Genomic DNA, 14,995 nt, shown 5'->3' with positions numbered 1-14,995 from the left:
ACATGTCTGACAGCGGTCGGCGGGTCGGCGCGCTACTCATCTAGTGCCGGGGGTGTGGCGTCCTGACCTGAATGACGCGGGGGCTGAGCCGGTGACCCGGTGGAACATCGTCGAAAACGCCGATGGGGTGGCGTAACCGAGGTCGACGGCGACGGTCGATACGGAGTCGCCGGCGACCAGCCTCCGGATGGCATACAGCACGCAGGCTCGACGTTGCCATTGGCTGACGCTCATCGACATCTCGTGCCGGAACATACGGTGTACCGTCCGTTCGCTGACATCGAGTGCTTGAGCCCACCATCGTGGGGCGGTACGAATGTCCGGGTTGCGCAGGAACATCTCGCACTGTGTCCGCAGTGCCGGGTCCGCTGGTACGGGAAGTTCCAGTGGTAGTGAGGTCGAACGCGCGATCTCGTACAGCATCAGCGTCATGAGTGTGGCGTCCCGGCCTCGAACAGCGTGATCGATGGGCAACTCCGTGGCGGCGGCGAGCAGCTCGCGCAACAGGGGAGAGACGTCAAACACCGTGCACGATGTCGGAAACCAGGGCGCAGCAGCGGGTTCGATATACAGGCTTTGAGTCGAGACTCCCCACATCGTCACTGCGTGCTCGGTGTCGGGTGGGATGAGCACGGCACGCTGCGGCGGCACGATCCAGGTGCCGTGCCGGGTTGTCACGTCCATTACGCCGCCGACTCCGTAGAGGACTTGAGCTCGGCGGTGGCGGTGAGGGGCGAGCATCCGGCCGTACGGGTAGTCGGTACCGATCGCCAAGACAGCACGATCGAGCGCGTCGTACTTGTCCAGTTGGGCGTTCCGCACACCTGCAACGATACTGTCTGGTTCTCGAACGAAAGTGGCAGGCTGGCGAATGCCCGCCGCCCCGTGGCTGCTTATCGTGACAGCAGTGACGCCTGTTCTCACTCTTCTCGCCTTCGGTCTTCTCACCGGAATCACCACCGCACTGTTCGGCTTCGGTGGTGGGTTTGTCGTCGTCCCCGTGATCTACATGATCGCGGGCGACCGCGCCGATGCCATGCATGTTGCTGTCGCAACGTCCACTGCAGTGATGATCGTCAACGCCGCGATCGCTACGGTCGCCGCGCGGACCGTGGTGCGTGTCCATCGTCGATATCTATGGCCGCTCGTTATTTTCGTAGCAGCAGGGGCACTCGTCGGTGCGCCGGCTGCGGTCCATGTAACCGAGTCGTTCATCCACGTCGTTTTCATCGTCTATCTCGTTGTGACGATCACCGACAGCATCGTGCGTGCCGGATTTCTGGCTGTCCCCGACGGTGCACCCCGTCCGCTCGGAGGACGCGTGGCCGTGACCGGGGGGATCGGAATCGGGATCGGGGTGATCGCCAGCTTTCTGGGGGTGGGTGGGAGCGTGATGACCGTTCCGTTGCTGCGCCGGAGAGGTCTACCTATGGCGGCCGCGACCGCGCTGGCCAACCCGCTCACCGTGCCCGTTGCGGTGATCGGCACACTCGTCTACGCCCTCGTCGGTGACCGTGTGGCGTCGGGGTCCATCGGCTATGTCGACATGCTAGCTGCTGGTGTGCTTCTGTCCACCTCACTGCCCACGATCGTGGTCACCAGAAGACTCGTCCCACACGTCCCCGACCGAATCCACGCCTATGCGTACGTCACGTTGCTGAGCGTGAGCCTTATCGCCATGCTGCTGGTCTGAGACCGTGAGCCAGCGCGGTGGCATGTCGGTGTCAGTCGGTCTCCGTCTGCAACCACGCAGCGACGGGCACAGTCAAGGTGCGCGTCAGTGAGGAGTGCGTGCCCCGATGCGGTCGAGCACTGTCTCGCACATCCGGTCCGCTCGGGACTGCCGACCCGCGGGGCGTGCGGCGAACCACTTGGACCTGACTTCGGAAAGGAGGTCGATGTCGAGGTGGTCGGGCGGGCCCGGCGGCCTGGAATCGGAGCAACACGTCACTCGGCCGCAGATTCCCGCCATATGGTTCGTCCTCGCATTCGACAGCCTGCTAGGCGATCTCGGGCGGTACGTCTTCCGGATTTCGGCAGGTGTTCGCCGGTGCACCGCGCCGTCCGTGGCGTCTCCAAAGGCAGGAGGGGAATTTCTATTCGCAGTCTGGCCGACAACTGTGTCGCACCCACCTATCGCGTGCGGCGTTCCGCCACCGGCACGGAACAGATCGCACTCGAAAAAGTTCTCGTCAGGCAAGATACCTCGGGATCGTCTCCGCCAAGTCACCATGCTCGCGAGCGGTGAGGAGGATCTGTCCGTGTGCTTGTATCGCGTCGACAGCGTTTGAACGGGACGATTTTCAGATTCTGTCGGTGAGGTGGCGGATGACGGCGGCGGCGGAGCCGGTAGTGGCGTTGCGCCAACCCGTTCCGGCCCACAGGTGGAGTCGGTCGGTGTCGCCGGCTTCGCCTGCAGCTTGCCGCAGCGCCCGGGTGAGGTGGTGCACGGCCGGGTAGGCGCTCAGGTCGGTCCGGTGGTGGCGGTCGATGAATCCGTTCCGCAACGCCCGCGCCGGACGGCCGGTGAACACGCGAGTCAGGACGGTTTCGGTGAACGCTGGGTCGGCGAGCGCTTGCTTGTGGGTGAGGGAGGTACCGGCCTCGTCGGTGCGCAACAGCAGTGTTCCGACCGCGACAGCCTGTGCGCCGGCATCGAGCATCCGGCGCACCGCATCGGGCCCGTCGATCCCGCCGGCGGCGATCACCGGCAGTTGCACTGTCTCGAGCACCTGCCGGACGAGGGTGGCAGTGTCGACAGCAGCGAGGGCTCGGGAGGGGTCGAAGGTGGCGCTGTGCCCACCCGCGTCAGGTCCCTGCACGACGAGCCCGTCCACTCCGGCTTCTCGGGCAAGGCGTGCTTCGTCGGGGGTGGTGACGCTGGCGAGCACTCGGCTCCCTGCCTTCTGCAGCGCGGCGATGTCGTCCGGGTGAGGCAGTCCGAAGGTCAGTGACACCACGGGGACCGGGTTCTCAGTGAGCAGTGCGAGTTTCTCGTCCCACCAGTCGTCGTCGGTGACCGGGGAAAGGTCGAGCTCCAGGCCGTACTGCTCGGCCTCCGTTTTCAGCTCCCCCGCATAGGCTACGAATGCGGCCTCGTTCACCGGATCCTTCGAAGGGACGAACAGGTTCACCCCGAACTCCACTGTGAACGTGCGGGTCTCGTCGATCTCTGCGGCCAGGGTGTTCGGCGTCTTGTAGCCACCGGCGATGAACGGGAAGCCGCCGGCGGAGGCGACAGTGCGCGCGAGGGCGACCGTCGAGGGTCCTCCGGCCATGGGTGCGGCGACAATCGGCCATCGGGAGTTCAGAAGTGGAGTGATCATAGAGGGTTTCTTTCATCGTTGTAGGGCGGGTTCGGGATTCGGTACCGCTGCAGAGGGCAGGGAGATGCGCGGATGTGGGTAGCGGATGCGCAACAGGATTGTTCCGAGGGCAGAGAAAGCAACGACACCACCGGCGGCGAACAGCGCTGTGTGAAAACCGTCCGCGAGCAGCGGGGCGACGGCGACGGGGCCGATCGTCTGACCGATCGCGTACATGGCTGAGAGAATCGCGACCGCGGCGGGGACCTGCAGGTGACGGCCAGCGTCCAGAGCGAGGGTGGTCACCCCCATGAAGGTGCCGCCGAACAGCAATGCGGCCACGATCGCCGCGACGGCGCCCAGATCGAGACCGGCGAGCACCATGCCGGCGGCTTGCAAGCCGAGCGCGGTTGTCAGCAGCGTCGGATGGCTCACTCGCACGCTCAGCCAGGCCCACAGCACGCAGGACGGGATCGCTGCCAACCCGACGACGATCCACGTCGCCTTTCCCAGAGGACCCGGGACCGCAGCGGTGACGGCGGCGACGAGGAATGTGCCTGCGACGATGTAGCCGACACCCTCGAGGAAGTACGCGATGACGAGCGGCACGAACCAGCGGTGTGGTCGAGGAATCTTCCTCGGCGGGGGGACGGTTACGCCCGGGGGCTGCGGGTTGATCAGCTTCCAGCCGAGCGTCGTCAGGGCGGCGGCGAGTGCTGATGCCGCCCACCACGCGATCCGCCAGTCGCCGATCAGAGCGACCAGCAGCACGGCCGCGCCGGACAGAGTGATACCAGCTCCCACGCCGCCATACGCCCATCCGACCAAGTGGCGGGAGCGCGGGGAGATCCCGCTCAGCACGGTGCCGGCGGCCGCGACGAACATGATCGCGCCGCCGCCCCCGGCGATCCCCCGCAACGCGATCCATGCTTCGGGAGAGGCGACCAGCGGCATCGCCGCCAATGACGCGACGACCGAGACCGCGCTGAGCCGCATCGCCAACGCGGTCCGTCCCAGTACAGGCACGAGTATCGCCGCAACGGCGCCGACGAGGTAGCCGAGGTAGTTGGCGGTGGCCATCGTCGCCCCCAGCTGTGGGGTTACTCCCGCCTGCGTCTGCATCAGCGGCAGGATGGGCGTGAACACGAACCGGCCCACACCGACCGCGGCAGCAAGCGTGGCGGCCGCCCTCATCGCAATCAACCATTCCATGCTCGTGCTGCCCGTCATTTCCCAACTCTCCCGTCCGCCGTTCCAGTCCAGGTCCGTGCGCGCTGTCCTGGCGACGTTATGCACGGAGAGTTCGCTAGGGAAATGCCGATTGCGCACGATCTATGCTTGTCAGTTATGGATGTGGAGTTGAGGCACCTGCGTGCCTTTACCGCCGTAGCGGAGAGCAGATCTTTCACGGGGGCAAGCCGACGACTGCTCATCACCCAGCCCGCTCTCACCCGTACCATCCAGCAACTCGAACAGATCCTGGACACCAAGCTCCTCGAGCGCACCTCCCGTTCGGTCGAGCTGACCGACGTCGGCCGTACCTTCCACGCCCGCGCCCAAACGCTTCTGCGCGACCTCGACTTGACCATCGCCGAGGCTCGGGGTGAACGCGAGCTACGGATCGGGTTCTCATGGGCACTGCCGGACCCATGGGCCGGCGAAGTCCTCGCCGCGTTCGAGGAAACCACCGGTGCCGCCACGCGTCTGATGCGCCGCGACGACCTGGCCGCGGCCCTCGAACGCCGCGACGTCGACGTCGCGTTCGCCCGGCATCCTGTTACGGCCGCGAATTCGACATCTGTGACATTGTTCGAAGAACCCCGCGTCGCAGCCGTAAGCAGCCGGTCACCGCTCGCCGGGCGGAAGCAGATCTCCTGGAACGAGCTCGGTCAGTACCCTGTCATCATCAACACCACCAGCGGAAACACCCGGCCGGGCCTGTGGTCTCTCGAGCGTCGCCCCAGTCAGATCGTCGAGTGCGACACGTACGACGAGTGGATCGCACTCATCGCCGCGGACAGGGGTGTGGGAGCGACACCTTTGTCGGCGAGTTCTACGCATGCTCATGCCGGGGTCGTTTTCATCGCCCTTTCGGGCGCGCCCCTGGTGCCCCTGGATCTTGTGTGGATACCTCGCAGGGCGGGCGGCCTGGTGCGCCGTTTCGTCGACGTGGCCACCGCGCAAGTGTGACCTCCTACGTTCGACGACCAGGCGCGGATCCATTCGGCGCGGTCCTCGGCCGCGGAGAGCTGCGGTGATGTGCGGCCAGGGGTGGGGTGCGTGCAGGGTCGTGCCCATGGCCGGCACGGTATCGAAGGACAAGGCGGTTCATGGCACAGATGGGCCCCTGTGCTCTACCGGCGCGTGGAACTGTCGTGGTTGGCCGCGGTTGGCGTTCCGCCGTGTCGTGGCACGGCACGGGCAGGTGTCGGCGTTCGTTTGCCGCTGCCGGCGTGGTCCTGTGCTGTCGCTGTTGGCGGCACGGTCTCCAGGCCTACGCCCGGTTCTACGGTTCAGAAGTCGAGCGTCGAGCGGCCCTTCCCGGATGGGTGCACTTCTACAATCATCACCGCCCCACTCCGCGCTCGGAGGCAAGGCACCGGTCAGTCGACTGATCAACCTTCCTGGACATCACACCTGATATGTAGAGAAGTTTGTCAAGAGGGCAAGGTGAGGCGCCGTCGGGGAGCGACCCCGACGGCGCCTCGTTGCTTCGCCCTCGAGTCCTGCGTGGTGAGCGTGTCGACGATACGACGTGCGGTCAGACTGATATACGCGGGTTGGCTACCGCAGGACGGGATTTCGGCTGGATCGCATCCGCATCTCTAGGATCGAGCGTCGACCCCGGAAGATCTGCTCATAGGTGTATCGCGGGTCGATCCACGCGCTGCCACCACCGAACCTATGGGACGAAGCAGTCCATCAGGCCAGCTTCAACAATCCATCACCGCCAGCGACCAGCACCACCCCCGCAAGCTCCCGGGCGATCGCCGCATTCGCGACGACGGGTCGTTTGCGGCGTTCGAGAAATCCCACCCAGCGCCCGTGCAACCGGCGGTTCCCCTCGTCACCGCGGGCACGGTGATGCCAGGCCGCTTCCACCAACAGCCGCCGCGCATGAGTATTGCCCGTCTTGGTGATCGAGCCCTGCGCCCGCGACGACCCCGAGGAATACTCCGAGGGCACCAACCCGACGAACGAGCCGATAGTGTTGCCCGTGAACCGATTCCAGTCTCCGATCTCTACGGCCAGACCGAACCCGGTCAAGGTGGATACTCCGCGCAGGCAACAGATTCGGCGCACCACCGGGGTGAATTCACTGGCCGCGGCCATCTCCTCGATCGCCGTATCGAGTCGCCGGCGCCGGGCCTGCATGGTGAGCACGTGGTCGTAGTCGGCGTCGAATGCCATCCGTGTCGCCGGTGAGGTCAGCTGGGGTGCGGCCTCGGTGCGTAACCAGCGATCGTGCGCACCGGACCACGCCTGGCCGCCGTAGTAGACGATGCCGCGGCGCAACAGCAGCTTCGACAGGCGTGGTTGCCAGTCCTTCGCCCAGCACAACAAAGAGTCCGATATCCAGCACGTACCTGGCGCCGGCATCGACCCCCTCCGTTGCGGTCGCTCCCGCAGTCGCGCCCACCCGGGTTCAGTCGCAGGTCAGCTCCGGTCAACGGAACGCTGTCCGGGCTGCCCAGCAGTACATCGAAGTGATGGCCTTTTCCCGTAGCGGACTGATCGACCAACTGGAGTACGACGGTTTCTCCACGGAGGATGCGAGGTATGCGGTCGACGGTCTGCAGGTTGACTGGAACCGGCAGGCAGCACGAAGTGCCGCTCAATACCTTGAGGTGATGTCGTTCTCGTTGTGGGGGCTGATTGAGCAATTGGAGTACGACGGCGGGCCTTGACCCCGGTTCTTGGACACGCTGAATCCAGCATCTGCTGGGGAAGCGAGATGATCTTCAGTCATGTCACGAAAGAACTACTCGGAGGAGTTCCGGCGCCAGGCGGTCGAGTTGTACGAGTCCACGCCGGGCGCGACGATCCGAGGTATCGCCGCTGACCTCGGGGTCGTGCGCGGCACCTTGACAGGCTGGATCGACCAGTACGGGACCGGCACCAAAACCCACGTCGACGGCACCCGGGTGCATACTCCGGCACGGCCCCACAACCCGAGCCCCGGCACGGGTAGCGAATCGGAGACCGTCGAGCAGAAACTCGCCCGTCTCGAAGCCGAGAACGCCGCCCTACGAGCGGAAGCAACCAAGCTCACCACCGAACGCGAAATCCTTCGTAAGGCGGCCAAGTATTTCGCCGGGGAGACGAACTGGTGACCCGCTTCCAGTTCGTCGCCGACCACTCCGACACCTATCAGGTGAAGCGGTTGTGCGAGCTCGTCGAGCTCGAGCGTTCGTCCTACTACGCCTGGAAATCCGCCGAGCCGGACAGGACCGCTCGCGCCGCGGCCGACGCGCAGCTGGCCGAACGAATCCGGGCGATCCATACCGAGGACAACACCTACGGAGCACCCAGGATCACCGCAGAACTCAACGATGGCGTCACCGTGAACGAGAGGGTCAACCACAAGCGGGTGGCCCGGGTGATGCGTCAGAACAGCATTGTCGGCTACCGCCGTCGACGACGGGTCACGACCACCGTCCCAGAACCTGCGGACCAGAAGGTGCCCGACCTGCTCGAGCGGGACTTCACCGCCCCTGCACCGAACTGTATCTACGTCGGCGACATTACATATTTACCGATCGAGGGCGGTGCCAACCTGTATCTGGCGACGGTGATCGATTGCTACTCCCGCAAACTCGCCGGCTGGGCGATCGCCGACCATATGCGCACCGACCTCGTCGCCGACGCTCTCCTTGCTGCTCATGGAGATCGTAATGGATTGTCCGGGTCTATCTTTCACTCCGATCACGGCGCGCAATACACCTCGAAGGATTTCGCTTCCCTCTGCGCCGACCTCGGCGTCACCCAGTCGATGGGTAAAGTCGGCACGAGCGCCGACAACAGTCTCGCCGAATCCTTCAACGCCGCCCTCAAACGAGAAGTCCTCCAGAACGCGAACGTCTGGTCGGACGAAGCCACGTGCCGGCGTCAGGTGTTCCGTTGGGTCACCCGCTACAACACCCGACGACGACATTCCTGGTGCGGACACCGGTCCCCGAACACCTACGAGACCCTCTACATCGCTACGCTGGCATCCGCGGTGTAATCCACCACCCGTGTCCATTTGCTGGGGGTAAGGCCCGGCTACACCACTGCCCAGGCTCAGTACGGAGCCAACGCAGTGTACTGACACGTCCGCATGAGTCCTGCTCGCACGACCACTCGCGAGTCGTCGGGATGGAATCGGTAATGCCGGATGCAGAGGTGCTCTGTGGCCGAGAGCGCCCCACCTCGGGTAGGTGGGGCGCTCCTCGCGGTTTCTGATGTTGCTATTCGCAGGCGATTCCGTCGTTGTCGCCGTCGAGGTGTGCTGCATAGCCCGGCTCGCCACGGAAGATCGGAGTCACGCCGGCCTGGCGGGCCTCTGTGCAGTTCGCGTACGAGGGGCCGCCGAGTCCGGTCGAACCGGAACCGGAGCCGGATGCGATCCACGACAGCGGGCCGGCCGATGCGACGGCGGGCGCCGCGATCGTCATCAGCGCAGTGGCAAGACCGGCAACAACCAAGCGTGCCTTCATGTTCTCTCTTTTCGTTCGGTGGAACCAGACGAATATGACATATCCGGAAGGAGGCGCGGTGTTACACGGACCACGGGGCACCTGGAGGGTGATCGGATACGGTCCACCCGAGCATCGACACAAGGATGGAGGCCGGTGTGGCAGGAGTCGGTGACAGGCCGCTGTTGATCCGCGATACCAGCACCGGCGGCAGTTGGTCGTCGCCGGAGATGACGGCGTATACGAACGAAGACCACCTGCAGGCCATCATCGCCCGGGGCACCCGAGCACGTCCCCGGAGTTCCCGACAGCGCCCCGGCGCTGCGGGAGCTATCCACTGCCGCCGGCCCGGCCGATGTGTGCATCGTCGACCGGCCGGGGAGATCATCATGGTCGAATGCAAGCTGGCATCGAACTCCGACCGCCGCCGCATGGTCATCGGTCAGGTCCTCGACTATGCCGCCGCGATCTGGCAGTCCGGTCCCGAGGCCTTCCATCGGCAGTGGTCCCGTCAGGGTGGCCCGGATCTGTCGGAGCTCGATGATGGCGCCCGCGACCGGCTCGACCGCAACCTCGAGGACGGCCGGATCCACCTGTGCCTGGCGGTCGATTTGATCGACGCCGATCTGCGTCGCTTGGTCGAGTACCTCAACCGCATCACCCGCGATGACGTCCGTGTCACCGCACTGCAGCTGGCCTACGCCCGGCACGGCAATATCGAGATCCTCGTCCCGTCCACCTACGGCGGGGAGATCGCCCACGCCAAGTCCCAAGCAGTACGCCAGAAGGACAGCTGGACCAAGGAGTCCTTCCTGGACGCGATCGCGTCCCCGACCGAACGGGCCATCGCCGAGGGGACTGTCAGGTAATCGGTGGATCTGGTTCTGACACATGGGATTAGTTGCTGGTCGGAGTGATGCGTCCTTCGAAGGTGATCGCGAAAGCGTTCAAAGCTCCTTTCCACCGTGATGTCCATCGTGCGCGTCCCTTGCCGGTCGGGTCCAGAGCACGAGTGGCCAGATACAGACACTTGAGCGCGGCCTGCTCGTTCGGGAAATGCCCACGGGCCCGGATCGCCCGCCGGTACCGGGCGTTGAGCGACTCGATCGCGTTCGTCGAGCAGATCACCCGGCGGATCTCGACGTCGTAGTCGAGAAACGGCACAAACTCCGACCAGCTGTTTTCCCACATCCGGACGATCGCCGGATAGCGCGGACCCCACTTGCCGGCGAACTCGCCGAACCGTTCCTTCGCCGCCGCCTCGGTCGGAGCAGTGTAGATCGGCCGCAGATCCCGGGACATCTCCTCCCAATACTGCCGGGCGGCATACCGGAAGGTGTTGCGCAGCAGATGGATCAGGCAGGTCTGCACCACCGTCGGCGGCCACACGGTGGTGATCGCCTCGGGCAGACCTTTGAGCCCGTCGCAGACGGCGATGCACACGTCCTCGACACCGCGGTTCTTGATCTCGGTGAGCACCGCCAACCAGAACTTCGCGCCCTCACCACCGTCGCCGGCCCACAAGCCGAGGATGTCGCGTTCCCCTGCGGTGGTGACCCCCACCGCCACGTAAACCGGCCGATTGGCGACTTGACCATCGCGGATCTTGACGTGGATCGCATCGATGAACAGCACCGGATACACCGGGTCGAGCGGCCGGACAGACCATTCGGCCATCTCAGCAAGGACCTTGTCGGTGATCTTGCTGATCGTCTCCTTCGACACCGTCGCGCCGTAGACGTCGTCGAAGTGCGCAGCGATTTCACCGGTGGTCAGGCCTTTCGCCGACAGCGACAAGATGATCTCGTCGACCCCGGTCAGGCGCCGTTGGCGTTTCTTGACGATCTGCGGATCGAAGGAGGCATCGGTGTCTCGCGGGACCTGGATCTGCACCGGGCCGATCTCGGTCAGCACGGTTTTGCTGCGCCGGCCGTTGCGGGAGTTGCCGCTGTTTCGCCCTTCTACCTGGTGTTTCTCGTATCCGAGGTGCTCGTCCATCTCCGCTTCGAGGGCGGTTTCGAGCACGGTGGCGGTGAGTTGGTTGAGTAGTCCGTTCGGGCCGACCAGCTCGACGCCGTCGGCTTTGGCCTGGGCGAGCAATTGCTGCGCCAGCTGCTGGGGATCGATCTTCGGCTGATCCATAGGATCGAGTGTTTCGGTCATGATCGTGCCTTCTCGCCAAGCAAGCTCGGCGTGTCGGCCAAAACCAGATCAACCTTTATTCCGACAGTCCCTCGCCGAGCGGTTGTTCGCACGACTCGGTGGGCTCGACGAGCGACTCGGCTCCGATGAGGACCTGTGGTTCGGTACCTACGGACAAGGCGGGGTGTTCCTACACCCGTACGGGTTGCGGTTCGCCCCGATCCAGTTGTGGGTCAACAAGGCCGGCCAGCTGATGGCCTACGGCAACTGGCGCCAGTACACGGCGGTGCGAGCCCATCCGGGCTTCGCCGAACTCGCACGCTTCGTCGGCCAGGACCACGAAGGCGCCATGCGAGGTTTTCCCCTCGCGGAGGTCGACATCGATGCGCTATGGCAGATCGTGGTGCGCTGCGCTCGCCTGATCAACGAGCCCGCACGGAGCGAGTGAGCACGTCGAGCGCTACGGCAGCGCTCGGAGGCGGACAATGAGGGCTTGCGGCGGTGAGGCGCCCGTGGGGACGAAGCCCAGGCCTCGGTTCAGGGCATGATCGAGCACGTGTTGCCCCGTCCAGTGGAAGAACGGCGGGTCCCCGTAGAAGTTACGGATGTTTCTCACCATTGACCTGTTGGCAGACGATTGTTCGTTGTAGCGGCCAGGGTCTCAAGCACGTCGACAAGCTGTGACGCTGTTTGCCCGCCGGAGAGACCCGGAATCGGAGGTTGGGAGCTCAACGTGACATCGATGGTGTACCGGTCGATGAGCCATGTGCCTTCGCTGAGCCCGAACGATTCGTTCACCACTGCTGCCCCGCCGGGTAGGTCGGCGACGAACCCTCCGTCCTCGATCAGGAAGGAGTTGGGTGTGGCCAAGGTTTCCGACGCTGCCGCTGCGGCAGGGTCAGCGGCGGGGTATTCGGTGACGGTGAAGGTCAGCTCCATCTCGGCGTTCTGGCAGGTGTAGGTACGCAATGCACCTTCGGCGTTGAACCTGGGATCGGCGATGCCGCCGTCGAGTGTGGTGGCGAAGCCGTGCCGAGCGAGAACCTCGGTGTCGACGAGGGCGCACGCGTCGCGTGCGTCCTGGCTGGCTTCTTCGGCGGCGATCGCAGCCCGATGCTGTCGTTCGGTCGCCAGGGCGCCGTCGGGGTCCGGGTAGGCCACGGTGCCGGGGCAGTCGGCGGTTACGTACTCGAAGCCGGACTTGGTGTCGAGGGTGCGGCTGTCACGTCCGGCGATCGGTTGGCCGCCGTAGGCAACCCAGCACGGTCGTGAGCCGCCGTAGACGCTTTCGTCGAATTCGGGGGTCCAATCGAAGGTCTTGTGGTCGTAGTCGGCGTCGCTGCCGTATGCGTAGCAGTAGGCTGCGGCCGTTTCGGTGAGGAAGTGGTCGATACATTGCTCGGTCAGGGCGGCCAGTACGGTCGGGTCGTCGCTGTTGCCGACGAAGCGCACGTTGATCTGTCCGCCCTTGTTGTCTTTCGAGACCCCGTGGGCGCGGACCATATCGTCGGTGAACTCGACGCGGGGTGGAGGCGGTGCACTGTCATCGGTGCGGTCGGTGGTTGAGGGAGCCGATTCGGGTGATTCGGAGGTGGTACTGGTCGTACTGTTCGCGGTGGAGTCGACTCCCTCAGGAGCTGTGGAGCAGGCGGTTATGACCAATCCGAGGAAGACCGCGCCGATCGTGAGTTTCATCGGTGTCGGGGTGACCGGTTGAGGTTTGGCGTGTTGCTTGGCGTGGCGTCGCCGTAGTGGAGTCACGATGCCGTACCAGGCAAGGGGCACTACGAGTGCTGCCATTCTCAGGATCGTGCTGATGTGCTCCCCTCCGACTGTCGCCCCCAACATTCTCAGAACGAAGAAGCCAGCCAATACAGCCGCGAGCACTCGTGGGAAGGTCCACGAGCGTGATGTTGTGCTCTGTTCTGCGCGTTGAGGACTGCGGGAAAAGTCGCTTCGAGATTCCGATGTGCGCGGTGTGCTCTTCGAATGGGGTTTCTCCGCGGACGCAGTGGACGGCGATGCCGTCGGCGTGCCAGTAGATTGGCCGGCACGTATCGGTGCGAACGCCGCACGGACGAAGCTGACATCAGCAGGAGCGACGGTACCGAGACGGACCGTGGACCCATTCGACAACCGCACGCGGATGCGCGTGCCGCTGAGCTTCCCCTCGTAATCGATGCCTTCGACATCTCCCAAGGGGATCGAGATCGCAGGCCGCTTACCTGGCATGGCGTAGGAGGAGAATCCCAGGATGCGGTTGTTGGTGATAGCGATGCCGTCGATGCTGGGGCGGAACTGAATTACCGGAGCGAGAACGCGGATGCGCTCACCGACATCGAGATGGGGGTTCAGCCCGCGAACGATTTTGTCGGCTGTCGCTTGTTTCAGACCGGGCGCGACCTGCACATCCATGTAGCCGTTGGTCCTCTCAGTGTTGTTGGAAGGGGAGGGGTTGCGAAACATGACGGTCAGGTGGAGTTGCACATTGCCGTCTGGCCGCGACTGAAGCGCGTGAACGAACGTGTGACGCCAAAGCCGGGATGTTGGGATGCGCCGGGGGATCCGTGGACTCGCTACTTGCAGGTCCGCAATCGAAAGGGGATGTTACGGACGCGCACCCTGTCACCAACATGTCGGAATGGGCGGTGCGATTCGTTACGTCGCCCGCATACTCGGTGCCGTCCCGGCGTCGATGGCCAGATCGAGTCAGCGTGGCTTCAATGGTGGTGGATGAATTGAGGCGCGCATGGTGGTTCGGCGTGGAGTTCGAGGAGTGTCGGGCGCAGCGTTCTGGCTGATTTCGTAGAGGTCCGGGGGAGCAGCTGGTTCAGGCGGTTTGAGCCTGTTGTGCGAGCCATTCGGCGTAGCTCATGGTGGTCCCTTCGACCTTCCACTCGAGTTTCCCGTTCGAGTTGCGGCCGAGGACTGTGGCTGAGGCTGCGCTGGCACTACTGAAGACCTGATCGTGGGTGAAGGTCAGCCAGTTCGGGTCGGTGTCGGCTTGCAGGGTTCCGTCCTTGATGAGCTTTTCTTGCAGCGCGTGGTAGGCGGTCACTGTGCCGGCCCACCGCTTGGCGCGCGAACCTTCCATGCCGGTGAACTCGCCGTCGATCTCATGCGCTCGTGCCCATGTTTCACCTCTTAGTCCGGTTACGAACACGACCTCGGACACATCCTCGAGTGCCGTTCTTTCGGTGGGGTTGGCTTCGACCAGAGTGTCAGAAGAGCGGAACACGTCCACTTGGAGGACAGAGAGCACGATCTGGGCTTGTTCGATGTAGTACTCCATGTCGGACAGATCGGCTTCCGGCAACAGATTGTCGATGCCAGTTGTCCCGCTGTTTCCGTTAGTCACTTCGGAGCGTTTGGCAGCGCGTGCCAAGGAGATGAATCGGGCTTCCACATAGCGTCCATGGGCTTTGGTGAGGTTCGAATCCTTGCTCGTCAGGACGATCACGCGGTCCCAGAAGTCCTTCTTGCTCTCGAGGTCTTTGAGGCGTGTGGAGACATCGTCACCCTCGCCGATGTAGATCTTCCGGCCCCCAGGCTGTCTGCGTCTTCCCCGATCAGGATGTACACGCCGGTGCGTGTCGCCTCGGGCCGTTTGAGCAGCTCACGTAGGCCTGAGCGCCCGACAGCGAGGATGTGGCCGGTCCAGTTCATGATCTCGGCTGTGACGAGGCCGCCCATCGAACCTTCGGCTAGGAACAGTCGGACACTTTTTCCGGCACGCATGCAATCTCCTCCCCGATTAGCTGAGCGCTGCTCTCAGCGACCGTCTTCACGTTACGGCGACAACCGGTTGCTGTAGCAGGTTCGCTTCGTGAAGCCTGCTGACGCCGTCGGTCCCTACGACGCCGCATGATC

General features: G+C 64.3%; 13 protein-coding genes and 2 pseudogenes. 7 read left to right on the top strand and 8 right to left on the bottom strand.

Annotation, left to right across the window (positions count from 1 at the left end; genetic code table 11):
• Positions 1-36 precede the first annotated feature (36 nt).
• Entirely contained in the window at positions 37-822 is a 786-nt protein-coding gene (locus tag U9J23_RS24590; protein ID WP_106201770.1) for an AraC family transcriptional regulator, read from the bottom strand.
• Between the two features lie 85 nt (positions 823-907).
• Between U9J23_RS24590 and U9J23_RS24585 the strand changes: the two genes are divergently transcribed.
• Entirely contained in the window at positions 908-1,693 is a 786-nt protein-coding gene (locus U9J23_RS24585) for a sulfite exporter TauE/SafE family protein (protein WP_226949934.1), read from the top strand.
• A gap of 610 nt (positions 1,694-2,303) precedes the next feature.
• Here the strand turns inward: U9J23_RS24585 and U9J23_RS24580 are convergent.
• Both U9J23_RS24580 and U9J23_RS24575 read right to left on the bottom strand, forming a co-directional pair.
• A complete protein-coding gene (locus tag U9J23_RS24580) occupies positions 2,304-3,326 on the bottom strand; it encodes an NAD(P)H-dependent flavin oxidoreductase (protein ID WP_106201768.1) in 1,023 nt (340 codons plus the stop codon).
• A 12-nt stretch (positions 3,327-3,338) separates the two neighbouring features.
• A complete protein-coding gene (locus U9J23_RS24575; protein WP_272269659.1) occupies positions 3,339-4,535 on the bottom strand; it encodes a YbfB/YjiJ family MFS transporter in 1,197 nt (398 codons plus the stop codon).
• Between the two features lie 117 nt (positions 4,536-4,652).
• Here U9J23_RS24575 and U9J23_RS24570 point away from each other — a divergent pair, with 117 nt between their 5' ends.
• Positions 4,653-5,495 carry a LysR family transcriptional regulator gene (locus U9J23_RS24570; protein ID WP_106201766.1) on the top strand — a complete coding sequence of 281 codons (843 nt, stop codon included), beginning with the start codon at positions 4,653-4,655 and terminating at the stop codon, positions 5,493-5,495.
• Positions 5,496-5,797: 302 nt separating this feature from the next.
• Positions 5,798-5,946: pseudogene (locus U9J23_RS24565) on the top strand (integrase core domain-containing protein); the annotation flags it as partial.
• Between the two features lie 292 nt (positions 5,947-6,238).
• On the opposite strand, the pseudogene U9J23_RS24560 reads toward U9J23_RS24565, so the two are convergent.
• A pseudogene (locus U9J23_RS24560) lies at positions 6,239-6,839 on the bottom strand (transposase); the annotation flags it as partial.
• Between U9J23_RS24560 and U9J23_RS24555 the strand changes: the two are divergent.
• The gene (locus U9J23_RS24555; protein WP_326603071.1) at positions 6,728-7,213 is read left to right on the top strand and encodes an Ltp family lipoprotein; all 486 of its coding nucleotides are present in this window, start codon (positions 6,728-6,730) and stop codon (positions 7,211-7,213) included. The pseudogene U9J23_RS24560 and the gene U9J23_RS24555 overlap by 112 nt on opposite strands.
• A gap of 60 nt (positions 7,214-7,273) precedes the next feature.
• Positions 7,274-8,532 (top strand): IS3 family transposase gene (locus tag U9J23_RS24550; protein WP_420892913.1). Its coding sequence is split into 2 segments (ribosomal slippage): positions 7,274-7,625 and positions 7,625-8,532, totalling 1,260 coding nucleotides; the frame shifts between segments, so codons are not numbered across the junction.
• Between the two features lie 223 nt (positions 8,533-8,755).
• On the opposite strand, the gene U9J23_RS24545 is transcribed toward U9J23_RS24550, so the two are convergent.
• Positions 8,756-9,004 carry an excalibur calcium-binding domain-containing protein gene (locus U9J23_RS24545; protein ID WP_106201765.1) on the bottom strand — a complete coding sequence of 83 codons (249 nt, stop codon included), beginning with the start codon at positions 9,002-9,004 and terminating at the stop codon, positions 8,756-8,758.
• Positions 9,005-9,141: 137 nt separating this feature from the next.
• Here U9J23_RS24545 and U9J23_RS24540 point away from each other — a divergent pair, with 137 nt between their 5' ends.
• Positions 9,142-9,852: a hypothetical protein gene (locus U9J23_RS24540; RefSeq protein ID WP_326603068.1), complete on the top strand. Its 711-nt coding sequence runs from the start codon at positions 9,142-9,144 to the stop codon at positions 9,850-9,852.
• Positions 9,853-9,880: 28 nt separating this feature from the next.
• On the opposite strand, the gene U9J23_RS24535 is transcribed toward U9J23_RS24540, so the two are convergent.
• Positions 9,881-11,146: an IS256 family transposase gene (locus tag U9J23_RS24535; protein ID WP_442802294.1), complete on the bottom strand. Its 1,266-nt coding sequence runs from the start codon at positions 11,144-11,146 to the stop codon at positions 9,881-9,883.
• An 82-nt stretch (positions 11,147-11,228) separates the two neighbouring features.
• On the opposite strand from U9J23_RS24535, the gene U9J23_RS24530 reads away from it, so the two are divergent.
• The gene (locus tag U9J23_RS24530; RefSeq protein WP_326603065.1) at positions 11,229-11,573 is read left to right on the top strand and encodes a hypothetical protein; all 345 of its coding nucleotides are present in this window, start codon (positions 11,229-11,231) and stop codon (positions 11,571-11,573) included.
• Positions 11,574-11,737: 164 nt separating this feature from the next.
• Here U9J23_RS24530 and U9J23_RS24525 read toward each other — a convergent pair whose 3' ends face one another.
• Positions 11,738-13,540 carry a hypothetical protein gene (locus tag U9J23_RS24525; RefSeq protein ID WP_145964754.1) on the bottom strand — a complete coding sequence of 601 codons (1,803 nt, stop codon included), beginning with the start codon at positions 13,538-13,540 and terminating at the stop codon, positions 11,738-11,740.
• Between the two features lie 415 nt (positions 13,541-13,955).
• Positions 13,956-14,585 (bottom strand): DUF4357 domain-containing protein, encoded by a 630-nt coding sequence (locus tag U9J23_RS24520; RefSeq protein ID WP_272269943.1) that lies wholly within the window; start codon positions 14,583-14,585, stop codon positions 13,956-13,958.
• Positions 14,586-14,995 lie beyond the last annotated feature (410 nt).

Origin of the sequence: Rhodococcus sp. PD04 (assembly GCF_035918275.1) — a bacterium.
Classification (GTDB): domain Bacteria; phylum Actinomycetota; class Actinomycetes; order Mycobacteriales; family Mycobacteriaceae; genus Rhodococcus; species Rhodococcus rhodochrous.
Note: the sequence above shows the minus strand (reverse complement) of the source record. Positions and strands in the feature narration are given on the sequence as shown.

Bases quoted from the DNA above. Each gene is read 5' to 3' on its own strand.
- U9J23_RS24580 (WP_106201768.1), bottom strand. From the start codon at position 3,326: ATGATCACTCCACTTCTGAACTCCCGATGGCCGATTGTCGCCGCACCC.
- U9J23_RS24575 (WP_272269659.1), bottom strand. From the start codon at position 4,535: ATGACGGGCAGCACGAGCATGGAATGGTTGATTGCGATGAGGGCGGCC.
- U9J23_RS24570 (WP_106201766.1), top strand. From the start codon at position 4,653: ATGGATGTGGAGTTGAGGCACCTGCGTGCCTTTACCGCCGTAGCGGAG.
- U9J23_RS24545 (WP_106201765.1), bottom strand. From the start codon at position 9,004: ATGAAGGCACGCTTGGTTGTTGCCGGTCTTGCCACTGCGCTGATGACG.
- U9J23_RS24535 (WP_442802294.1), bottom strand. From the start codon at position 11,146: ATGACCGAAACACTCGATCCTATGGATCAGCCGAAGATCGATCCCCAG.
- U9J23_RS24525 (WP_145964754.1), bottom strand. From the start codon at position 13,540: ATGGATGTGCAGGTCGCGCCCGGTCTGAAACAAGCGACAGCCGACAAA.